The sequence below is a fragment of the Enterobacter cloacae complex sp. I1M genome (assembly GCF_014982425.1).
GTDB lineage: Bacteria > Pseudomonadota > Gammaproteobacteria > Enterobacterales > Enterobacteriaceae > Enterobacter > Enterobacter intestinihominis.
Map to the genome: position 1 here is coordinate 1 of NZ_JADCLG010000029.1, position 20,147 is coordinate 20,147.

The window sequence follows — 20,147 nt, forward strand, 5'->3', positions numbered from 1 at the left end:
CCCCTCACCCTAACCCTCTCCCCGGAGGGGCGAGGGGATTGCTCAGTGCTCGCATTAATTTGTGGGGAACCCTCAGCCCACAGGGAGAGGGAGAATCTCATTTCGCAATTCCTGCGCTTTAACTTCTCGTTTCTTGATACTTACCCTGATAACTATTATTGTGACCGCGTGTGACGAGAGGTTTCCCCATGAGTGAAGAAGAACTGTTTAGCCGCAGGCCGATGGGCATGCGGATGGCGATGATCGTGCGCCAGTGGCGTGCCGTCATTGACGACGCCATTCTCGATACCGGGTTAACCCAGTCGAGCTGGACGGTGATGATGCAGCTGCATCAGCTCGGGGATAACGTCTCGGTGAGTGAGCTGGCGGAGGTGCAGGGCATTGAACTGCCGCCGCTAATGCGCACCCTGACACAGCTGGAAAAACAGGGTTACCTGCTGCGCACCGTCTCGCCGTATGACAAGCGCATCCGGCTTCTGACGCTGACGCCTGAGGGAAAAGCTGTACTTAACAGGCTCACCCAGGTAATTGAGACGCTTCAGACGCGCGTATCGCAAAACATCGCGCCTGAACATCTCGACATTTTCAGCGCCACCCTGAATCAAATCGCCTGCAATTTGCGGACAATCCGCGAAGAAGATAACAAGACCGAAAAATAATGACTCCTGAACAAAAGTTTGCCCGCTGGGTAAGGGTAAGTATTGCCTCTTTCCTGCTGATGTTTGTCTACTTTATCGTCGCGGATATCTGGATCCCGCTGACGCCGGATTCCACCGTGATGCGCGTGGTGACGCCGGTGTCTGCCCGTGTCTCCGGCTATGTGGCGGCGGTCCATGTCCACAACAATAGCCAGGTGAAGAAAGGCGATCTGCTGTTTGAGCTCGACGACACCCCGTTTCGCAATAAAGTGGAAGCGGCGCAGATCGCGCTTGAGCAAGCTCGCCTTTCCAACGAACAACTGGACGCGCAGATCGCCGCCGCGCAGGCCAGCCTGAAGACCGCCGTGCTGACCGCGCGTAACGACAAAGTGACTTTCGACCGCTACCAGAAACTGAGCACCCTGCAGAACGTGTCGCAGGCGGATCTGGATAAGGTCCGCACTACCTGGCAGAGCAGCGAGCAGTCCGTCAGCTCGATTCAGGCGAATATTCATAACCTGCGCATTCAGCGCGGCGAGCGGAATGAACACCGTAACGTGACGCTGCAAAAATACCGTAACGCGCTGGATGAAGCGGAGCTGAATCTTGGCTGGACGAAGGTCTACGCCGAGGCGGACGGCACGGTGAGTAATCTGCAATTAAGCCCCGGTTTTTACGCCTCGTCCGGTTCGGCAGCGCTGGCGCTGGTGAATACGCAGACGGATATTGTGGCGGATTTCCGCGAGAAGAGCCTGCGTCATACCCACCAGGGGACCGACGCCGCCGTGGTGTTTGACGCCTTTCCGGGACGGGTTTTCCGCGCCCACGTGACCAGCAGTGACGCGGGGATCCTCGCCGGTCAGGAAGCCGTTAACGGTCAACTTTCTGAACCGGAAACCTCTAACCGCTGGGTGCGCGATGCCCAGCGAATGCGCATTCACGTGGCGCTGGACGAAGCCTTACCGAAGTCGCTGCCGACCGGCGCGCGCGCCACCGTGCAGCTCTACAACAGCGAAGGGCCCTTTGCGCGCTTCTTCTCCGGGATGCAAATCCATCTGGTGAGCCTGCTTCACTATGTCTATTAGCACCCTGGCGCGGGTATTTACCCCGCACGGCAACATCGTCTACACGGCAAACGACTTCCGCCAGACCCTGCGCATTGTCTTTGCCGGGATGATTGCGCTCAGTATTTCGAGCTTCTATAACACCAGCTACGGCGTGTTTTTTGTGGTCTACCCGATCATGCTGCTGTCGCTGGTGCCGGTGTTTAACCGCCACGTGGCGAAGCAGTTTATCTTCAGCGCATCGCTCAACTGCGTCGAAATGGTGATCATCATCGGCTTTCTGTCGCAATGGCCGGTCATTATGACGCTGGTGGTCTTTGCCCTGTACGTGATGCGCTTTCGCTTTATGAGCAAGGGGCCGCTGTTTCTGTTCGGTTCGATGGGCGTGGTGTGCCAGAGCGTAATGCTCAACTTTATGAGCTACCCCACCACCAACTGGCACACGCTTTTGTTCTCCAACATTGAAGCGAGCGTGATGGCGGTGTGTCTGAGCGCGCTGATGAATTACCTGCTGCCGGACGTGGAGCCACGTAAGCCGCCGCCGCTGATAGAGAAAGACGATGCCCGCGTGCGCCACGAGTCGCTGCTCTCCGGCACCGTGGCGACGCTGATTTTCGTGGTATTTCAGATGAGCGACTTAAGCGATTCGCTCTCGGCACTGATGGCGGGCATTCTGATCCTGTTCCCGATGCACTACCGCGGCGCGGTCATGAGCTCCATCTGGCGCGTGGTTGGCGTGGTGCTGGGCTGTCTCTATATCCTCGTCGTTCAGCTTATCCTGTACGATCACAGCAGCCATATGCTGCTGATGATGCCGCTGATCGGCCTCGGGCTGGCATTTGGCGCGCGCCTGCACGTGATGGAGAAGGTCGGGGCCGGGGTGGGATTTTCCAGCATTACCACCATCGGCATTATGTTCGGGCAAAACATGCATCCGGACAGCGATCTGGTGTTCAGCGATCTGTACCGCATCACCTCCGTTACCTTCGCGCTGGTGGTCACGCTGACGATGGTCTTTCTGGTGCACCTGATCCTGAACCGCTTCGAGGCGACGCGCTACGTTATCGCGCCGCCAAAAGCGGATTAATGCCCCAGCACGGCGGGCAACTGAGAAAGTAAAAACAGGATCAGGCCAATCGTTCCGCCTACCAGGGTACCGTTTACGCGAATGAACTGAAGATCTTTACCGATATTGAGTTCTATCTGACGTGACATATCTTTGGCGTCCCAGCTTTTCACCGTGTCGCTGATATGGCGCGTCAGGAACGCCGCAAAATCCGGCGCGACGCGGTGCGCGGCCTGCTCCAGATGCTCGTTCAGCGACGCACGCAGGCTGGCATCATTCGACAGCGTCTCACCAAACCACAGCCCGGCGTTGGCGATACGTTGCTTCACGCGGGAATCGTCGCTCTGCATGTCATTTTTCAGCCACTGGCGCAGGTCAGCCCACATTTCACCCAGGTAGCGGTTAAATGCTTCATCATTCTTCAGATAGTGCTTGATATTGTCGGCTTTGGCCGTCATCTCCGGGTCGTTTTTCAGGTTGTCGATAAACTTCAGCGTGGCGCGGTCAAATGCCCGACGGATCTGGTGCGTGCGGTCGTGGCTGATATCATCCAGTAGCGTGTTCACCGCGTTCGACACCATCTCTGCGCTCTGATCGCCCAGCCACTCGGTGGGCAGCACCATCGCCTTGCGCGGATGCTCGGTCTTCAGCCAGTGGACGATCTGGTCAGAGATAAATTCCCGCGTGCTCTCGCGCTGAATCAGGGTTATCAGACGGTTGATGATGGCGTCCAGCAGCACCTGGTGACGGTTGTTTTTGGTCATGCTTTCCAGCATGACGGCGCTGGTCTCGGTTAAATCGACCTTGTCGATAGCCTTATGCACCGCGCGTTTGAGCAGGCGCTGAATGCGCCCGTCGTCAGTCAGCTCAAGAAAACCGCTCATCACCTGCATCAAATGTAGCCCGACGCGCTGGGCGTTGTCGGGCTTGCTGAACCAGGCACCAATCATCTGGGCCGGCTCGTAGCGGCGAATTAATGCGACCAGCGACTGGGTATCCAGAAACTTTTCCTGCACGAACTGGCCAAGATTGTCGCCGATGCGGTCCTTATTGCGCGGGATAATCGCCGTATGGCGCGAGATAAAGGGAATTGGCACCCGGCGGAACAGCGCGACAACGGCAAACCAGTCCGCCAGCGCGCCGACCATCGCCGCCTCGGCAATAGCTTTTGCGCCGCGTACCCAGAAGGTTTGCGGCAGGAACAGGGTAGTGATAAAGGCCGCAGCGGCAATCAGCAGCAGCGACAGCGCGAGAAGCTTGGCGCGTTTGAGTTCGGTATGTTTTTCCATGGGTTAAGGATAGAGGGATACGGGGGAAAAGTGCAAAAACCGCCACAGCACCCACCCACCAAACCCCATCAATACCACCCCCGCCGTGCGCTCTATCAGCCAGAGCGAACGGCTGAGCTTTCGCTGAACCGCCGGTAACCCCATCAGCGACACCAGCGCAAAATCCCATACCAGTACTACCATCACCATCCAGACGCCGCAGGTCGCCTGCTGAAGCAGCGTGACGTCCGGCCCGAGTAACGCCGTCATTAGCGCCAGGTAGAACAACGCGTTTTTGGGATTTAACAGCGCTGAACCCAGCCCCAGCAGGATCTGCTTACGTAGCGAGGGGCAGCGCTCATGTGTTTCATTTAGCGCCAGCGTCTGCGGTCGGCTGCGTACAAGATGCGAGCCGATCCAGAGCAAATACAGTGCGCCGGATAATTCAATCAACGTGAACAGCCACGCGAACTGACGCAGCGCGCTCCATCCCATAATGACCAGCAAAATGTAAAGCCCGTTTCCTGCCGCTATCCCGATGCACAATCCGGCGCTGCCGCGCAGTCGGTAGCGGGCGGCGTAGCCCATCAGCAGGAAGAAATCCGGGCCCGGGCTTAACAGGGCAACAAAATGCGCCAGCGCCAGGGCGAGAAAAGCGGAAGGGAAGAACAGTTCCATAGCGACCTCTGAAAGCAAAACTGGGGCCAGACTACGAAAACACAGAACCTATTTATTGTCTGATATTGATCGGCCCGTAGCGTACTGGCGCGGTGTGGCGGCGGTGTAGCGCACAAAGGTCTTATGAAAATGGCTCTGGTCGGCAAACCCGCTCTGGTAGCCGACATCGGCGATATCATCCCCGGCACGCAGCCGCGCTTTGGCGTACTCTACGCGGAAGATATTGAGGAAGCTGCCAGGCGTCAGGCCCGTGTCCTTCTTGAAGGTACGGATCAGCGTCTCCTTTCGCAGCGAGAATCGTTGCGCAAGTGCGTCGAGGGAAGGCGGGCTGGAAAGACTGGAAAGAAATGCCTGCTGAACCTGCTGGCTGGTTGATCCAGGCTTTTCTGCCTCATCCATGCAATGGGGAAGGGCAGCAAGCAGCTTGTCCACGGACGCAGGGGACATCCTCTCAACAACTTCCCGGTAATACATAAACAGCGTAGCGTTGCGAATCACCTGAACCGCAAGGGGAAGGTCCGTATCGATATAAAGCATATGATAACTGCGCGGCTGCCCGGCAACAGGGTTGCAGCTGTGTGGGACATAAGCCGGGATCACAATCAGGTCCCCGGGCTGGAGGATGTATTCTCTGCCATTACACACGCAGCATGTCTGGCCTTCCACAATTGCGCCGATGGAGAGCTGAGGGTGGCAATGGCGTTTGTACGCCTGCATGCTCTGCCACGTGCTGCGTAGTTCAAGGCCCGAGGCGCGGTGAAAGGTCTGACGGATGTGGCGGGTATCGGTCATAGCAACTCCTTCTGAAAGTTTTTTATACCACGCCAGCCACGGTATGGCATCGCTTTACTCAGAACCTTCCGGATATACCCAACTTTACGTCCATAGCCAGTCATGTTGACTACCCTTAATACCCTAAGCGGTAAAACATGGAGATTCGATATGGCTTATCAGACAGTAAATCCTGCCACTAACCAGCTCATCAAAGAATATCCCTCCCACACTGACGCAGATGTTGAAGCGGCGCTGAAGGCAGCCGATGCGCTCTATCACTCCGACTGGGCGAAAGGCGACATAAGCCAGCGTCTGCCGGTACTGCATAAGCTGGCGGACCTGATCGACGAACGCGTGGAGGAGCTGGCGAAAATCGCCAGCCAGGAGATGGGTAAGCTCATCGAACAGAGCCGCGGTGAGGTGAAGCTGTGCGCGCAAATCGCCCGCTACTATGCGGACAACGCGAAGCAGTTCCTGGCCCCGGTGAAGTATGACTCTGAACTCGGGGAAGCATGGGTTGAACATCACCCCATCGGCGTGCTGATGGCCGTCGAACCATGGAACTTCCCATACTATCAGCTGATGCGCGTTCTGGCGCCAAACCTTGCGGCGGGTAACCCTGTCATCGCTAAACACGCCAGCATTGTGCCGCACTGTGCGGAAACCTTCGCCCATCTGGTGCGTGAGGCGGGCGCGCCGGAAGGGGCGTGGACCAACCTGTTTATCTCGTCCGATCAGGTGGCGAACATCATCGCTGACGATCGCGTACAGGGCGCGGCGCTAACCGGTTCAGAAAAAGCGGGCAGCGTGGTAGCGGCCCAGGCGGCGAAGCACATTAAGAAATCCACGCTGGAGCTTGGCGGTAATGACGTATTCGTGGTGCTCGACGATGCGGACCTGGATAAAGCGGTGAAGATCGGCGTTAACGCGCGGCTCAACAACGCCGGGCAGGTCTGTACCGCGGCGAAGCGCTTTATCCTGCATGAAAAGATTGCCGATGCCTTCCTGAGCAAATTCACCGAGGCATTTAAGCAGGTGAAGATTGGCGATCCGCTGGACGAAAGCACCACGCTGGGGCCGCTGTCCTCTAAAGACGCGCTCGACACGTTGACCAAACAGGTTAACGAGGCGGTGAAAAACGGCGCTACGCTGCACTATGGCGGCAAACCTGTGCAGCGAGACGGGAGCTTCTTTGAGCCGACCATCCTGACCAACATCTCACGCGACAACCCGGCGTACTTCGAAGAGTTCTTTGGCCCGGTAGCGCAGATTTACGTGGTGAAAAACGACGACGAGGCGGTCGCGCTGGCGAACGACTCCCACTACGGCCTGGGCGGAGCGGTGTTCAGCCAGGATATTGAGCGCGCGAAGAAGATGGCATCGCGTATTGAGACCGGGATGGTGTACATCAACTGGCTCACCGATACGGCGGCAGAACTGCCGTTCGGCGGCGTAAAACGTTCGGGTTACGGACGCGAGCTGTCGGACCTGGGGATCAAAGAGTTTGTGAACCAGAAGCTGGTGGTCGTTCGCAAGTAATGTCGGACATAAAAAAACCTGCCATCCGGCAGGTTTTTTTTTATTAACAGTCTCATCGCCTTTTTTGCCGTGTGGCGCTGCGCTTACCCGGCCTACAAGGTGCAATAATATTCATAAATTGCACCTTGTAGGCCCGTGCAAGCGTAGCGCCGCCGGGCGAAACGGGCAAACAGGCTTAGAAGGACACGCCACCGCCAACATATGCGCCGTCAATCAGCGTGTGGTTAGGACGACCGTCTTTACCATCAACGCTCACGTGACGATAACCCACCTTCAGCGTCACCGGCTTCACTGGCGTCCAGCTTACGCCACCATTCGCTTCAACGTAGTTTTTCACGCTGTTGTTCAGGCCGTCTGGCGCAACGTAGCCTTCACCGAATACCCTGATGCTGTCGGTCAGGGCAACGTTCACACCGCCGCCGACCGGGAACGCCACGCCGTTATCGCCTTTTTTCGGGCCAACGTAGAGGGCCTTAGCGCCTGCGTTCAGCATCACCGGGCCGACTTCAAAGTTGTAGCCTGCTCCTACGCCACCGGTTGTGGTGCCGTCATCGGTGTTTTTCAGCCAGCTACCTTCGGTGTACAGACCGGAGGTTGATTTCCCCATTTCCACATTCAGGTTGGTAAAGTTTTTACCCTGCTCAATGCTGCCGCCCATGGCCAGTGCGGAGCCCGATACGGCAGTCAGAGCGGAAAGAAGGAGAACGTTGAGCTTTTTCATGAGTTTTTCCTCGTCATCAAATTAATCTGAGGGCACCTTAACAAGAGCTGTTTATCTCTGCAAATGCGATACTTGTCACGTTTTTATGCTGTTTTTGTTTGGTTTTTGAATTTTAAATGTTGTTCGAATGTTGACCCGGCAAGGAGTCAATACGTAATGCATTCGCGTTTAGGAAGGGTTCAGGATTCTCATTAAACGTACGCTGAACGGGTCGGAAAAATTAGTTCAGGATGAATTAATTGAGTTTCTAATAATTTCCAAAAGTGTTTCAGTTGTCACAGATAAAGACACAGGTTTACATTTCTGGAGGTGGCTATACGCCCCGTCGTGCCGAACCGCTTTCACCATGTCATTTTTCTGACACGTTTCTTCATTACGTTGTTGGCTTCACTTACTGGGTGCTAACACTATGAAAAGAAAAATCATTCCTGTGCTAATTGGTTGTGCGCTCTCTTTCTCTGGCCTGGCGGCACAGCCAACCGCGGAGCGTTACGTCGTCAGTTTTCCCGAAGGCGCGCATGTCAAATACAGCGGTGCGTTTGCCAGCGCGTTTCCGAACGGGCTGCCTGTGGGGATTGGCTCTGGCCTGCTGTTTACGGGCAAGCAGGGCGATGCCTTGACGTTTACGACCGTGACCGATCGCGGTCCTAACGCGGATTCGCCAAAAATGGGGAAAAATGACGCTAAAATCTTTGTTACCCCGGATTTCGCCCCGCTGCTAATGACGATCCGCGTGCAAAACGGTAAAGCGGAGGCCGTGGACGCGCGTCCTTTGCATGACGATAAAGGCGAAATCAACGGTCTGCCGCTGCAAAGTGGCGTGATTGGTTCCACCAATGAAATCGCGCTAAGCGACACCTTAAAAGTGCTTAAAGGCGATAACCGCGGGCTGGATACGGAAGGCATCACGCCGGACGGGAAGGGCGGCTACTGGCTGTGCGATGAGTATGGCCCGTTCCTGATTAATATTGACAGTAAAGGGAAAATCCTCGCGATCCACGGCCCACAGGCGGCGGAAGGGGAGAAATCCATCGCGGGCGGTCTGCCAAATGTTATCAAATGGCGCCAGGCAAACCGGGGATTTGAAGGCCTGACCCGCATGCCGGACGGACGTATTATCGCCGCTGTCCAGAGTACGTTGGATATCGACGGGAAGAGCAAAAAGCAGGCGCTGTTTACGCGACTGGTCAGCTTCGATCCGGCGACCGGAAAAACCGCGATGCACGGCTACCCTATCGACAGCGCGGCCTACAGCAAAAACAGCGACGCCAAAATCGGCGATATCGTGGCGCTGGATAACCACACTATCCTGCTGATTGAACAGGGCGAAGATAAAAACGACGCAATGCGTAACCTCATCTACAGGGTGGATCTGAGCAAGGCGAGCGATCTGGCCGCCTTCGACAAGCCGGGCGAATACCCGGAATTTGACGATGAGAAAACGCTGGCGCAGCGCGGCATTACACTTGCGGAAAAAACGCAGGTGGTCGATCTGCGTGCGCTGGGCTGGCAGCAGGAAAAGGCCGAAGGGCTGGCGCTGATTGATGACAAAACGCTGGCGGTGGCGAACGATAACGACTTTGGCGTGAAGGTGGCGATGCACAACCCGGCCGAGGGCAAGAAGCTCAAGGATTATCGGGTGAACGCGGAAGGCAAGCTGACGCTGGATGACAAAGCGGTTGAAACTACCCTCAGCGTCAAGCCGCTGAAGAAGCCGGAGTCCGACAGCGAGCTGTGGATTGTGACGCTGCCGGAGGCGTTGAAATAATATTGGGCTTTACCCCTCACCCTGGCCCTCTCCCCACAGGGGAGAGGGGATTGTTCGGTGCAGATACTTTTCAACGCGGAATAGTCAGATCGACTTAACGCTCTTTTCCCAGGTCTCGACCAGATGATCTCGCAGGCTTCCGGTTCCGTGCATTGTCACCAGAAGATTCTGTCGTGCGCGGGTAATGCCGACGTAAAGGCGCTTGATATCGTCACTCAGATCTTCACTGTCCCTTTCCTTTGCCGCATCCATAATGGCGACCGAATTAAACTCAAGCCCCTTGCTGCTGGGCAGCGGCATGACGCAGAGGTAATCATTCTGCGGGGACCAGTGCTTTTTATCATCGCTGGAGACAATCATCTGGTATGGGATCTTGCGGGCTTCAAGCCTTGGCGCGAGCATGCCTGAAATGCTGTAGGTTGAGGGGCACAGTATGGCGATTTCTGACCACGCAACACCTTCCTGTCGCTGCTCTGTGACCCAATCGAGGACGCGCGTAATCTCCTCGTCCTGATTATCAAAGCTGGCCAGCGCGGGATACTTCCCGGACAGGCCACCTGCGGCAGGCTGCTGGTATTTGAGAGAAGCTTCTATGTGATTATTGAGATAATTAAATGCTACGCTGCTGGCAAAATGGAGTATTTGCCGGGTGTTGCGATAATTGGTATCCAAAATAGTTGTACGGCCCTGAGCCTTTATATCGACGCTGGATAGGGTAAAATCGAGAGCTTTCTTTTTCTGATAAATTGACTGAGCGTCATCGTACAGAAACAGCAGGGAGCTATCTTTATTGTCCGGCATTTTGGCGAGGATTCTTAGCCATTCCGGTTTAAAATCGTGTCCTTCATCTATCAAAACGGCGCTGTACTGCTCCGGTTTGATTGCTCCCTCTTCAAATGCCACCGTCAGCGCATTCTCCATCAGCTCAATAAAGTTTTTGCTCCTGGGGGGAAGACGCCGATGCGCGTTTAATTGCTGATAACACCAGGCGTGGAAATGGATAACTTCGACGGGAAGTCTGAGGCTATGCTGTTCGAGCTGCGCTTTGAGTTTTTTAGCCAGCGTAATGTTGTAGCAAATCACCAGTATCGGTTTGGTGTTTTCGATGTTGTTGGCAAGCTCAATACATCGGTGGTGCAAAATGAGCGTTTTGCCCGAACCAGCCACGCCATGAATTACCCTGTGTCCCGCCCCCATACTTCTGGCGAGTTGTTCCTGGTTCCTGTCCATCATGCATACCACATCAGGGGTGTGGAAAGTAAAATTATCCAGGTCAACCCGCGTAACGGATGGGTTAATGCGGACATCGGGATAAAGATGCCACCGGATGCGGTCGAGCTGCTGTGGTGTTGTGTTATGAACAAAGTGATGTTTGAGAAGGGATTCGAGCCGGCCAGAGATTTGTTCTCGAGTCATAAACTCGTTGAGTTCGTCTTTGCATATCACCTGGCTGGCGGGCAATATTTCATTCAACTCCTCAGGTGTAAAACTCTTTTCCAGCTGTGCCCGAGTGATGTTGCTCAAATAAACACCGTATCCATACGGCATAATAAAACCGCCCTCATGCTCTCCCTGTTTCTGGCGAAGCAGGGGATCTTTTTTCAGGCTATTGATGATATGAAAGGTATATTGTCGAACTTGTTCGAGTGGGTTCTTCAACGGCTCTATGCCGTTTTTGGTTTCATAATTAATATGGGTTTTATTAGCCGATTTTATTTTTGTGATATACCAGTCTTTCACTTCTATAAACAGCAGCCCTTTATCGGGGGCCAGAATCACAAAATCAGGATGATCGTCTTTGTCTCCCATTCGGGTATCATACCAGCAGGTACATTGTTCGCTGAGCCCACCCTCCAGAAGCCTTGCCAGTCTTTTTTCTCCTGCCGTAATTTTCTCGCTACAGCTGCTAACCGTGGGAATAATGATTGCCATATTACGCCTACCAATTCATGAAAATTATATAAATCCAATTAATTAATATTGTAACCAATATTAATCAAAGCATGATTTCATTCATGATAAGAACATTAACAGACAATATTGCAAACAGAAAGGGCGAAACCCGCATTTTGCCTTAATGAAATACGCCCCCTTTACTGTTTAAAAGGGAGCGACGATTTACTTTTTCAGTCCCGCAAACGCTGCCCGAATTTCCTCTTCCGGCAGCTGTATTCCAATAAACACCATCACGCTGTGCGGCGGTTCATCGCCCCACGGACGATCCCAGTCGGCGCTGTACAGGCGCTGCACGCCCTGGAACAGCAGGCGGTTCGGCTCGCCGTCGATCCACAGCATTCCTTTATAGCGCAGCAGATTGTCGGCAAACGACAGCAGCAGGTTCTCCATCACGCGCGAGACCTCGCTGATGTCCACCGGGTAGTCCAGCTCCACCACACTCGACGCTACGTCATTTTGCTTGTCTGCCATAAAGTGGAAGCGCGGTTTCGCGGTGACGTTCTCCTCCAGCATAAAGCCGTTGGTGTTGAACAGCTGAGACAGGTCGATATCGCCGTGCGTCACGGTATAAATGGGTGCGCGCGAGTTGATGCGCGTCAGGCGCTCACGCAGTTTTTCGCTTTCACCCGCCACGTCGATTTTGGTCAGCAGAATGCGGTCGGCGTAGCCAATCTGAGACTGGGCGATGGTGAACTGGTTCATCTGCTCGTCGGCGTGTACCGCGTCGACCAGGGCGATGACGCCGTCCAGCAGGTAGCGCTGGCACAGAATGTCGTGGGAGAAAAAGGTCTGAATAATCGGGCCGGGGTCGGCCATGCCGGTGCACTCGATCACCAGACGGTCGAAGACGATGTCACCGCGATCGCGGCTGTCGAGCAGGTCCAGCAGGGCGTCTTCTAATTCACTGGAGCGGGTGCAGCAGATGCAGCCGTTGGTCAGGGTTTTGATCTGCGTGGCGCGGTCGCCAATTAGCTGATCGTCAACGGAGACTTCGCCAAATTCGTTTTCAATGACGGCGATTTTGAAGCCGTGCTGTTCATTCAGGATGTGGCGCAGCAGGGTGGTTTTACCGGCGCCGAGAAAACCGGTCAGCAGGGTAACGGCAATCGGGGTCATGGTTTCTCCTTTAGCAGCAGCGGACGCCGCCTTCTCCACTTCCGCCGTAGCGCGCTTCCTGACGCTCGCGGAAGAATTCAGTGTAGGTCATGTACGGCATATCCGGATGGTTGGTCTTCATATGCTCAACGTAGTTGTCATAGTCCGGAATGCCAATCAGCATTTTCGCCGCCTGACCGAGGTATTTTTTTGCTTCGCCTAAGTTACCAAACATAACGTGTCCTGATAAGAAAAAGCCCGGTGGCGCTACGCTTACCGGGCCTACAGTAACGTTGTAGGGCGGGTCAGCGCAGCGCCACCCGCCATTTTATTAATGGTGTGAAGACGTCTTCACGCCGCCTTCCGGCACCGGCACGTACGGGGTTTCTTTGTCCGTACGGCCATCGGCGTTACGCACTTTCATCCAGGTTTTAATGCCGTAGAAGATAATGCTGTACACCACCACCAGGAACAGAATGCTCAGACCCGCGTTGGTGTAGTTGTTCACCACGATATGGTTCATGTTGGCAATCTGCTGCGCGGTCAGATCCGCGCCGCCTGCGGCAATCTTCTCTTTGTACTGGTTAGCCATGAAGAAGAAGCCTTCCAGCTGCGGGTTGGTGCTGAACAGTTTCAGACCCAGCGCCCAGGTAGTGCAGAGCAGCAGCCACAGCGCAGGCACCACGGTTACCCAGATGTATTTGGTGCGTTTCATCTTCACCAGGACAACGGTGCCCAGCACCAGGGCCACAGCCGCCAGCATCTGGTTAGAGATGCCGAACAGCGGCCACAGGCTCTTCACGCCGCCCAGCGGGTCTACAACGCCCTGATACAGCAGGTAACCCCACAGACCTACGCAGCCCGCAGTACCCAGAACACCTGCTACCAGAGAGTCGGTTTTCTTCAGGAACGGCACGAAGTTACCCAGCAGATCCTGCAACATGAAGCGGCCTGCACGCGTACCGGCATCCAGCGCGGTGAGGATGAACAGCGCTTCAAACAGGATACCGAAGTGGTACCAGAAGCCCATGTCCGCCCACGGCAGCACTTTGTGGAACACGTGTGCGATACCCACCGCCAGCGTCGGTGCGCCACCTGCGCGGTTCAGCACGGATGGTTCGCCGATGTCTTTCGCGGTCTGCATAATCTGCTCAGGCGAAATCACGAAGCCCCAGGAGCTGACGGTCGCCGCCGCGTGTGCGCTGGCGTCTTTCAGCTGCGCCATGATCAGCGCGGTATTTTCGCCGCCCATCTCATGCAGGTTTGGCATGGTGATGCCGAGACCCGCTGGTGGGGTGTTCATCGCGAAGTACAGGCCAGGCTCGATAATCGACGCCGCAACCAGCGCCATGATCGCCACGAAGGATTCCATCAGCATTGCGCCGTAACCGATGAAGCGTGCGTCGGTTTCGTTGGCCATCAGCTTCGGCGTGGTGCCGGAGGCGATCAGTGCGTGGAAGCCAGACACGGCACCGCAGGCAATGGTGATAAACAGGAACGGGAACAGGGCGCCTTTCCACAGCGGACCGGTACCGTCAATGTACTGCGTCACCGCCGGCATTTTCAGCTCCGGGTTGATGATCACAATCCCGATTGCCAGCCCGACGATCACGCCGATTTTCAGGAAGGTCGCCAGGTAGTCACGCGGAGCCAGAATCAGCCACACCGGCAGCAGCGCTGAGATGAACGCGTAACCGATCAGCGCGAAGGTGATGGTGGTGTCTTTAAAGGTCAGCGCCGGGCCCCAGTACGGGTCGTGCGCAATCACACCGCCGAAGTAGATGGAGGCGACCAGCAGCACGATACCGATGACCGACACCTCGCCAACGCGGCCAGGGCGCAAGAAACGCATGTAGATGCCCATGAACAGCGCAATCGGCACGGTAGAGCAGACGGTGAAGACGCCCCACGGACTTTCGGCCAGCGCTTTCACCACGATCAGGGCCAGCACTGCCAGGATGATGATCATGATCAGGAAGCAGCCGAAGAGGGCGATCGTGCCCGGCACGCGGCCCATCTCCTCTTTGATCATCTCGCCCAGCGACGAACCATTACGGCGCGAGGAGATAAACAGCACCATAAAGTCCTGCACCGCTCCCGCCAGCACTACGCCCGCGAGCAGCCAGAGCGTACCCGGCAGGTAGCCCATCTGCGCAGCCAGCACCGGACCGACCAGCGGACCCGCGCCTGCAATGGCGGCGAAGTGGTGACCAAACAGCACGTAACGGTTGGTTGGCACATAGTTCAGGCCGTCATTGTTAATGACCGCCGGGGTGGCGCGCGTCGGGTCGAGCTTCATGACCTTCTGCGCGATGTACAAGCTGTAGTAGCGATAAGCCACAAGATAGACGGAAACCGACGCGACCACGATCCACAGGGCGCTGACGTGCTCGCCCCGGCGTAATGCGACAACCGCCAGACAGAAAGCGCCGATGATCCCGAGGATGGCCCAGGGCACGTGCTTAAGTAGTTTTTTAGTATCCATAGTAAGACCTGGTTTTTTATGTAAAGAAAAAAGGGTCAGGGTTCGTTGTGAGGAGGTATTGATTAATGCTGGAGCGATCGTGCCAGATCCTCGCGCGTGTAAAGCACGGTAAATGGGTGAGTGGTTGAAAGCGATGCGTGAGCGGTCAAAAGCGAGGGTGAGTGGTTAAGGCTCACCCCCGGCGGGAGAAAATATGTGATTGAGATCACTGAGAATAATCTAGCCCTGCGGGGTTTCGTCGTTCGCATCAGGGCATTGCGTGCAGCGGCAGGGCTGATATGCGGGCAGCAGCTGATAGCGTCCTTTACCGTCGTGTTCGATAATCGGGGAAAGGGCCTGTAGATCGCGGTACACCGTACGTTCGGTAATGCCAAATTTTTGCATCAGATCGCGGCGATTAACGCTTCCGTTGCGGTGCAGGGCAATAATGATGTCAACCAGACGTTCAGCCGAGCGGCTTCGGGGTGAAGGGGCCATAAGACTTTCCAGCGTTAAGGGGGCGGCTGACGACGTCGTCAGCCGCCCCGAAAAATTTATCTTATGGATAGTTAACGGCGCACCTTTGCGGAAACCTTAGCGTTTTTTTGTGCAACGGGATCAAACCGCGGCTTCCATCTCCATCATCACCGGGTGGAAACGGCGTTTGAAGTAGATCAGGCCGTGCCCCTCGCTGCTGAGGATGATGTTCTTAATCTCCACCAGGTAGACCAGATGGGTGCCGATGGTTTGCACCTGGGTTATCTCACCTTCCAGGCTTGCCAGGGCGCCTTTCAGCACCGGCTGCGCCAGCGGTCCTTTCTGCCAGCAGGAGAGAGCAAAGCGCTCCTCCATGGCCATGCCGGTCATCCCGGCAAAGTGGCGGGCCATGATCTCCTGCTCGTGGTTCAGCACGTTGACGCACAGTTTGCCGTTGCCCTGGAAGACCGGGTTCATGGCGCTGTTGGCGTTGATGCAGACCATGACCGAGGGCGGGGTATCCGTGACCGAACAGACGGCGGTGGCGGTAATGCCGCAGCGGCCCGCATCGCCCTCGGTGGTGACCACATTCACCGCCGCCGACAGGCTGGCCATCGCGTCGCGAAAACGCAGGCGTTCTTCAGATTGCATTGAAACCTCCCGCTGCGTTATTTCAGCAGCTTATCCAGCATGTTGATATCAGTGTTGTTGTGCAGGTGCGGTACGGTCCAGCCGTGCTGATCGTACTCGGACATGCAGCGGTCAACCATCGCCATCATCTTGTCCATGTTGCCGGAGCTTTGCGCCTGACGCAGGCATTGCAGGCGGATCTCATCCTGGCTACCGGAGTAGTTGATTTCGTACAGCTCGTGACGTCCGCCAAACTCGCTGCCGATGGCATCCCACATCAGTTTCAGAATCTTGATGCGTTCGACGTGATCCATCCCGTTGGAGCCGCGCACATACTTCGCCAGATACTGGTCGATCTGCGGGTTGTTCAGGTCCCGCGCGCTGGACGGCAGGTAGATCAGCCCGGAGGTCACGTTGCGTTCGATGATGTTCTTGATTTTCGCGTAGGCCATCGGCGCCATCACGCGGTAGGTCTGTAACGCCGCGTGGTCAGGCAGGTACGCGCCGTTTACCCACGGCGTGGCTTCGGAGCACATGGAGTCGCTCAGCGCCCAGAACATGTTGCGCCACGCCACCACTTCGCCGAGATCCACCTGCACGCCGCGGAACTCGAGGGTGCCAGTGCACTCCAGTGACTTCTTCAGCAGAGCGGTGATGAAGTCGAGCTTCACTGCCAGACGCACGCAGGCCTGAAGCGGGTACATGCGGGCGAAGCCACCTTCCATCGTCCAGCGACGGCAGCGGTCGAAATCGCGGTAGATCAGCACGTTTTCCCACGGGATCAGCACATGATCCATCACCAGAATGGCGTCGTTCTCGTCAAAGCGGCTGGAGAGCGGGTAGTCGTACGGGGAGCCGGTCGCCCCTGCCACCATCTCGTAAGAGGCACGGGAGATCAGCTTCACCCCTTCGGCATCCATCGGCGCGACGAACATTAGCGCGAAGTCCGGGTTTTCGCCCATCACCTGCGCAGAGCCAAAACCAATCATGTTGTAGTGGGTCAGCGCCGAGTTGGTGGCCACCACTTTCGCGCCGCTGACGATGATCCCGGCGTCGGTCTCTTTCTCCAGCTTGATGTAAACGTCTTTCACCTCGTCCGCCGGTTTATGGCGGTCGATAGGCGGGTTGACGATGGCGTGGTTAAAGTACAGGCCGGTTTCCTGAACACGGGTGTACCAGTTGCGGGCGTTCTGCTCGAACTGACCGTAGAAGGCAGGGTTCGCCCCCAGCGCGCAGCCGAACGCGGCTTTGTAGTCTGGCGTGCGGCCCATCCAGCCGTAGCTCAGGCGCGACCACTCGGCGATGGCGTCGCGCTGCTGGCGCAGATCGTCGGCGCTTTTCGCCACGCGGAAGAATTTATGGGTGTAGCCGCCGCTGCCGGTGTCGGTGCCCCAGCAGAGGGTATCCTGCATGTCTGGCTTGTGCAGGGCATCGTACATCTGGGCGATGGACGCCGCCGCATTGCGAAATGCCGGGTGGGTAGTGACGTCCTTAACGCGCTCGCCGTAGATATAAATCTCACGGCCATCTTGCAGGCTTTTTAAATACTCTTCACCGGTTAACGGACGTTTGGCATCAGCGCGGAAATCTTCAGGCTTCATAGGGACCTCGTATCGGAAGATGGTTGTTAAATTTATGTTTTGTTTTTGTTGTTTAATTGAAGCGTGAGAGGGGCGGAACGTGAAGGGACGATTGGGACAACGGCAGGTACTTTTCGGGTGGGATGTTGTTTTGTGATCTGTGCGGCTTTTCGGCGGGTGGCGCTGCGCTTACCCGCCCTACGAACCGTGATGCGTTCAGGAAACCGGTACTTTCTGCGCCCGGTATGCGCTGGGTGAGCACCCCGTCAGTCGGTTGAAAAAACGGGCGAAATAGGCCGGATCTTTAAACCCCAGTTGCCAGGCAATTTCGCTCACTGTGCTGTCGGAAAACAGCAGCAAGCGCCTGGCTTCCCGCAGCTGGCGGTCGAAGATCAGCCGTTTCGGCGAGCGGTTGGCAAAGCGGCGGCAGATATCGGTCAGGCGGGATTCGGTAAGATGCAGTTCGCTGGCGTATTCCGGCACCGTCCAGTGCTCGTGGTAATGCGCATCTGTCAGCTGGTTAAAGCGCTGAAACAGCTTCAGCTCGCCGCGCATGCCGCCTGAAGCGTGGTCGTCGAGCTTCGCGTTGCGCAGCAGCAGGGTAAATACGGCCTGCGCCAGCAGGACCAGCGTATGCTCACGGCCCGGCAGCTGTTCCGTGGATTCCCGGGCAATGAGCTGCCAGTAATGCTTCAGCGCCGCCAGCTCGTCAGGCCTGTCGGCAAGCGACAGGCAGATCCCCGGCAGGCCGAACGCCTCCCGCGTGCCGGGGTAGAGCACTTCTAACAACGGCCAGATAAGATCCTCGCGCACCGTCAGCACATGGCCGTCGCTGTCGGATTCAGTGATAAACGCGTGCGGCACCGACGGCGGCGTCAGAACGAACAGCGGCGCCTGCACCGAGTAGCGGTGGTCGTCGAGCTGCAGCTCAATCTGCCCGGTGTCGAGAAAATGCATCTGAAAATACTGGTCGTGGCGGTGCGCCTGCATGTCGCGGCCAAAAAAGGCCGCCATGCGGGCGAACGACTGGTAGTGCACATCGTCGGTGCCCAGACTTTCGTCGTACTCCTTGCTGATATCAATGTTGGCGATAGGGCTCTGGCACATGATCGTTCCTCTTTTGAACCCGCTGCGTCATCGGAATGCGCGTCAGCACCAGCGCGCCCACTACCAGCAGACCCGCCACGAACCACAGCCCCGAGCTGAAGCTGCCGGTCGCGTCGCGCAGAATACCAATCAGCAATGGGCTGACGGCAGACCCGACGTTGCCGATGGCGTTGATCACCGCCAGCGCCACCGCGCGGGATTGCAGGCTAATCACCTGGTCCGGCGTGGTCCAGAATATCGCCATGGCGGTAAACGATCCGGTTGAGGCCATGATGATGCCAAGCAGCTGGATCAGGCTGTGATCGGTCGCCGAGGCCAGCATCCATCCCGCCGCCGCAAACAGATACGGCAGGATGGTGTGCTTTTTTCGCTCTTTCTGCCTGTCGGAGCGGCGGCTCCACCAGATCATCCCGAGGATGGTGCAAAACTGCGGGATCGCCGCCAGCAGGCCAATCACGATATTGCTGCTGCCGGTGTTGAAGCTTTGCAGGATCTGCGGCGTCCAGATGTTGATCGCGCTCAGCGTATTCGTCAGGCAGAAGTAGGCCAGCGTGTAGAGCAGTACGGCGGGCGTCAGCACCTCGCGCAGCGTCGATCGCGGCGTGGCGACGTGCGCAATGGCCAGTTCCTGCTCGCGGGCGATCATCGTTTTGAGTGCCTGCTTTTCATCATCATCCAGCCAGGTGGCCTGATCCGGGGTGTCGTTAAGGTAGAACCAGGTCACCACGCCGAGCACCACCGACGGCAGCCCCTCCAACAGGAACAGCCACTGCCAGCCCTTCAGGTTCCACAGCCCGTCCATCGCCAGAATGTACCCGGAGAGGATCGAGCCGAGCATCATGGTCACCGGCATGGCGATCATAAACAACGCGTTGGCGCGGGCGCGGTGATACGCCGGGAACCACCAGGTGAGATAGACCAGGATCCCCGGCAGGAAACCGGCTTCGGCAATGCCCACCAGCATGCGCAGGACGTAGAGCGTTTCGGGGCTGGTGGCGAACATGGTGCAGGTAGAGGCGATGCCCCACACCACCATGATCCCGGCGATCCAGCGCCGCGCGCCGATTTTCGCCAGCATGATGTTGCTGGGGATCCCGCACAGCACGTAGGTGACGTAAAACAGGGTCGCGGCCAGGCCAAACATGGTCGACGTGAGGCCCAGATCTTTGCCCATCGTTAGCCCGGCAAAGCCGATGTTGATGCGATCGAGAAACGAAAAGACAAACAGGATAAAGAGAAACACGATCAAACGACGGAACAGCTTGTTGATAACGCGATGTTCTATATCTTTCTTATCTTGCAGGGTAGAGGTCGTCATGCTG

General features: G+C 56.5%; 18 protein-coding genes. 5 read left to right on the plus strand and 13 right to left on the minus strand.

From position 1 onward, the window contains the following. Nucleotides 1-188: 188 nt before the first annotated feature. Genes INF86_RS17050 through INF86_RS17060 form a run of 3 tightly spaced genes read left to right on the plus strand, consistent with a single transcriptional unit; the run spans nucleotide 189 to nucleotide 2,789 of the window. Entirely contained in the window at nucleotides 189-659 is a 471-nt protein-coding gene (locus INF86_RS17050) for a MarR family winged helix-turn-helix transcriptional regulator (protein WP_022646938.1), read from the plus strand. Further along, nucleotides 656-1,723, plus strand: a complete 1,068-nt coding sequence (locus INF86_RS17055; RefSeq protein ID WP_088581776.1) for an HlyD family secretion protein — start codon at nucleotides 656-658, stop codon at nucleotides 1,721-1,723. Before INF86_RS17050 ends, INF86_RS17055 begins: the two co-directional genes overlap by 4 nt. After that, nucleotides 1,713-2,789 (plus strand): DUF2955 domain-containing protein, encoded by a 1,077-nt coding sequence (locus INF86_RS17060; RefSeq protein ID WP_022646940.1) that lies wholly within the window; start codon nucleotides 1,713-1,715, stop codon nucleotides 2,787-2,789. The genes INF86_RS17055 and INF86_RS17060 overlap by 11 nt, the downstream gene beginning before the upstream one ends. Here INF86_RS17060 and INF86_RS17065 read toward each other — a convergent pair. From INF86_RS17065 to INF86_RS17075, 3 genes are read right to left on the minus strand one after another with little or no spacing between them, the layout of a single operon-like run. Beyond that, nucleotides 2,786-4,057 (minus strand): DUF445 domain-containing protein, encoded by a 1,272-nt coding sequence (locus INF86_RS17065; protein WP_022646941.1) that lies wholly within the window; start codon nucleotides 4,055-4,057, stop codon nucleotides 2,786-2,788. The genes INF86_RS17060 and INF86_RS17065 overlap by 4 nt on opposite strands. A 3-nt stretch (nucleotides 4,058-4,060) precedes the next feature. Further along, on the minus strand, nucleotides 4,061-4,714 hold the full coding sequence (locus tag INF86_RS17070) for a LysE family translocator (RefSeq protein WP_022646942.1): 654 nt from the start codon (nucleotides 4,712-4,714) through the stop codon (nucleotides 4,061-4,063). A 48-nt stretch (nucleotides 4,715-4,762) separates the two neighbouring features. Then, entirely contained in the window at nucleotides 4,763-5,506 is a 744-nt protein-coding gene (locus tag INF86_RS17075; protein WP_193543745.1) for an AraC family transcriptional regulator, read from the minus strand. Nucleotides 5,507-5,656: 150 nt separating this feature from the next. Here INF86_RS17075 and INF86_RS17080 point away from each other — a divergent pair, with 150 nt between their 5' ends. Then, nucleotides 5,657-7,027 carry an NAD-dependent succinate-semialdehyde dehydrogenase gene (locus tag INF86_RS17080; protein WP_023305391.1) on the plus strand — a complete coding sequence of 457 codons (1,371 nt, stop codon included), beginning with the start codon at nucleotides 5,657-5,659 and terminating at the stop codon, nucleotides 7,025-7,027. 175 nt (nucleotides 7,028-7,202) lie between these two features. Here INF86_RS17080 and INF86_RS17085 read toward each other — a convergent pair whose 3' ends face one another. Next, nucleotides 7,203-7,748 (minus strand): YfaZ family outer membrane protein, encoded by a 546-nt coding sequence (locus INF86_RS17085; protein WP_023299248.1) that lies wholly within the window; start codon nucleotides 7,746-7,748, stop codon nucleotides 7,203-7,205. Between the two features lie 409 nt (nucleotides 7,749-8,157). On the opposite strand from INF86_RS17085, the gene INF86_RS17090 reads away from it, so the two are divergent. Next, a complete protein-coding gene (locus INF86_RS17090; protein ID WP_193543746.1) occupies nucleotides 8,158-9,516 on the plus strand; it encodes an esterase-like activity of phytase family protein in 1,359 nt (452 codons plus the stop codon). Nucleotides 9,517-9,600: 84 nt separating this feature from the next. Here INF86_RS17090 and INF86_RS17095 read toward each other — a convergent pair whose 3' ends face one another. From INF86_RS17095 to hpaX, 9 genes are all read right to left on the minus strand, one after another. Further along, the gene (locus tag INF86_RS17095) at nucleotides 9,601-11,448 is read right to left on the minus strand and encodes a 3'-5' exonuclease (RefSeq protein WP_023299250.1); all 1,848 of its coding nucleotides are present in this window, start codon (nucleotides 11,446-11,448) and stop codon (nucleotides 9,601-9,603) included. A gap of 186 nt (nucleotides 11,449-11,634) precedes the next feature. Further along, a complete protein-coding gene (gene yjiA / locus INF86_RS17100; protein WP_193543747.1) occupies nucleotides 11,635-12,588 on the minus strand; it encodes a GTPase in 954 nt (317 codons plus the stop codon). Between the two features lie 10 nt (nucleotides 12,589-12,598). Next, nucleotides 12,599-12,802: a YbdD/YjiX family protein gene (locus INF86_RS17105; RefSeq protein WP_023299252.1), complete on the minus strand. Its 204-nt coding sequence runs from the start codon at nucleotides 12,800-12,802 to the stop codon at nucleotides 12,599-12,601. 96 nt (nucleotides 12,803-12,898) lie between these two features. Beyond that, nucleotides 12,899-15,052: a carbon starvation CstA family protein gene (locus tag INF86_RS17110; protein ID WP_022646950.1), complete on the minus strand. Its 2,154-nt coding sequence runs from the start codon at nucleotides 15,050-15,052 to the stop codon at nucleotides 12,899-12,901. Nucleotides 15,053-15,271: 219 nt separating this feature from the next. Then, the gene (locus INF86_RS17115; RefSeq protein ID WP_022646951.1) at nucleotides 15,272-15,529 is read right to left on the minus strand and encodes an HTH domain-containing protein; all 258 of its coding nucleotides are present in this window, start codon (nucleotides 15,527-15,529) and stop codon (nucleotides 15,272-15,274) included. Nucleotides 15,530-15,649: 120 nt separating this feature from the next. Then, nucleotides 15,650-16,159 carry a 4-hydroxyphenylacetate 3-monooxygenase reductase subunit gene (locus INF86_RS17120; protein ID WP_003856606.1) on the minus strand — a complete coding sequence of 170 codons (510 nt, stop codon included), beginning with the start codon at nucleotides 16,157-16,159 and terminating at the stop codon, nucleotides 15,650-15,652. A 17-nt stretch (nucleotides 16,160-16,176) separates the two neighbouring features. Beyond that, nucleotides 16,177-17,739: a 4-hydroxyphenylacetate 3-monooxygenase, oxygenase component gene (gene hpaB / locus INF86_RS17125; protein ID WP_193543748.1), complete on the minus strand. Its 1,563-nt coding sequence runs from the start codon at nucleotides 17,737-17,739 to the stop codon at nucleotides 16,177-16,179. A gap of 195 nt (nucleotides 17,740-17,934) precedes the next feature. Continuing rightward, nucleotides 17,935-18,825 (minus strand): 4-hydroxyphenylacetate catabolism regulatory protein HpaA, encoded by an 891-nt coding sequence (hpaA, locus tag INF86_RS17130; RefSeq protein ID WP_022646953.1) that lies wholly within the window; start codon nucleotides 18,823-18,825, stop codon nucleotides 17,935-17,937. Then, nucleotides 18,797-20,143 carry a 4-hydroxyphenylacetate permease gene (gene hpaX / locus INF86_RS17135; RefSeq protein WP_193543749.1) on the minus strand — a complete coding sequence of 449 codons (1,347 nt, stop codon included), beginning with the start codon at nucleotides 20,141-20,143 and terminating at the stop codon, nucleotides 18,797-18,799. The genes hpaA and hpaX overlap by 29 nt, the downstream gene beginning before the upstream one ends. Between the last annotated feature and the right edge of the window lie 4 nt (nucleotides 20,144-20,147).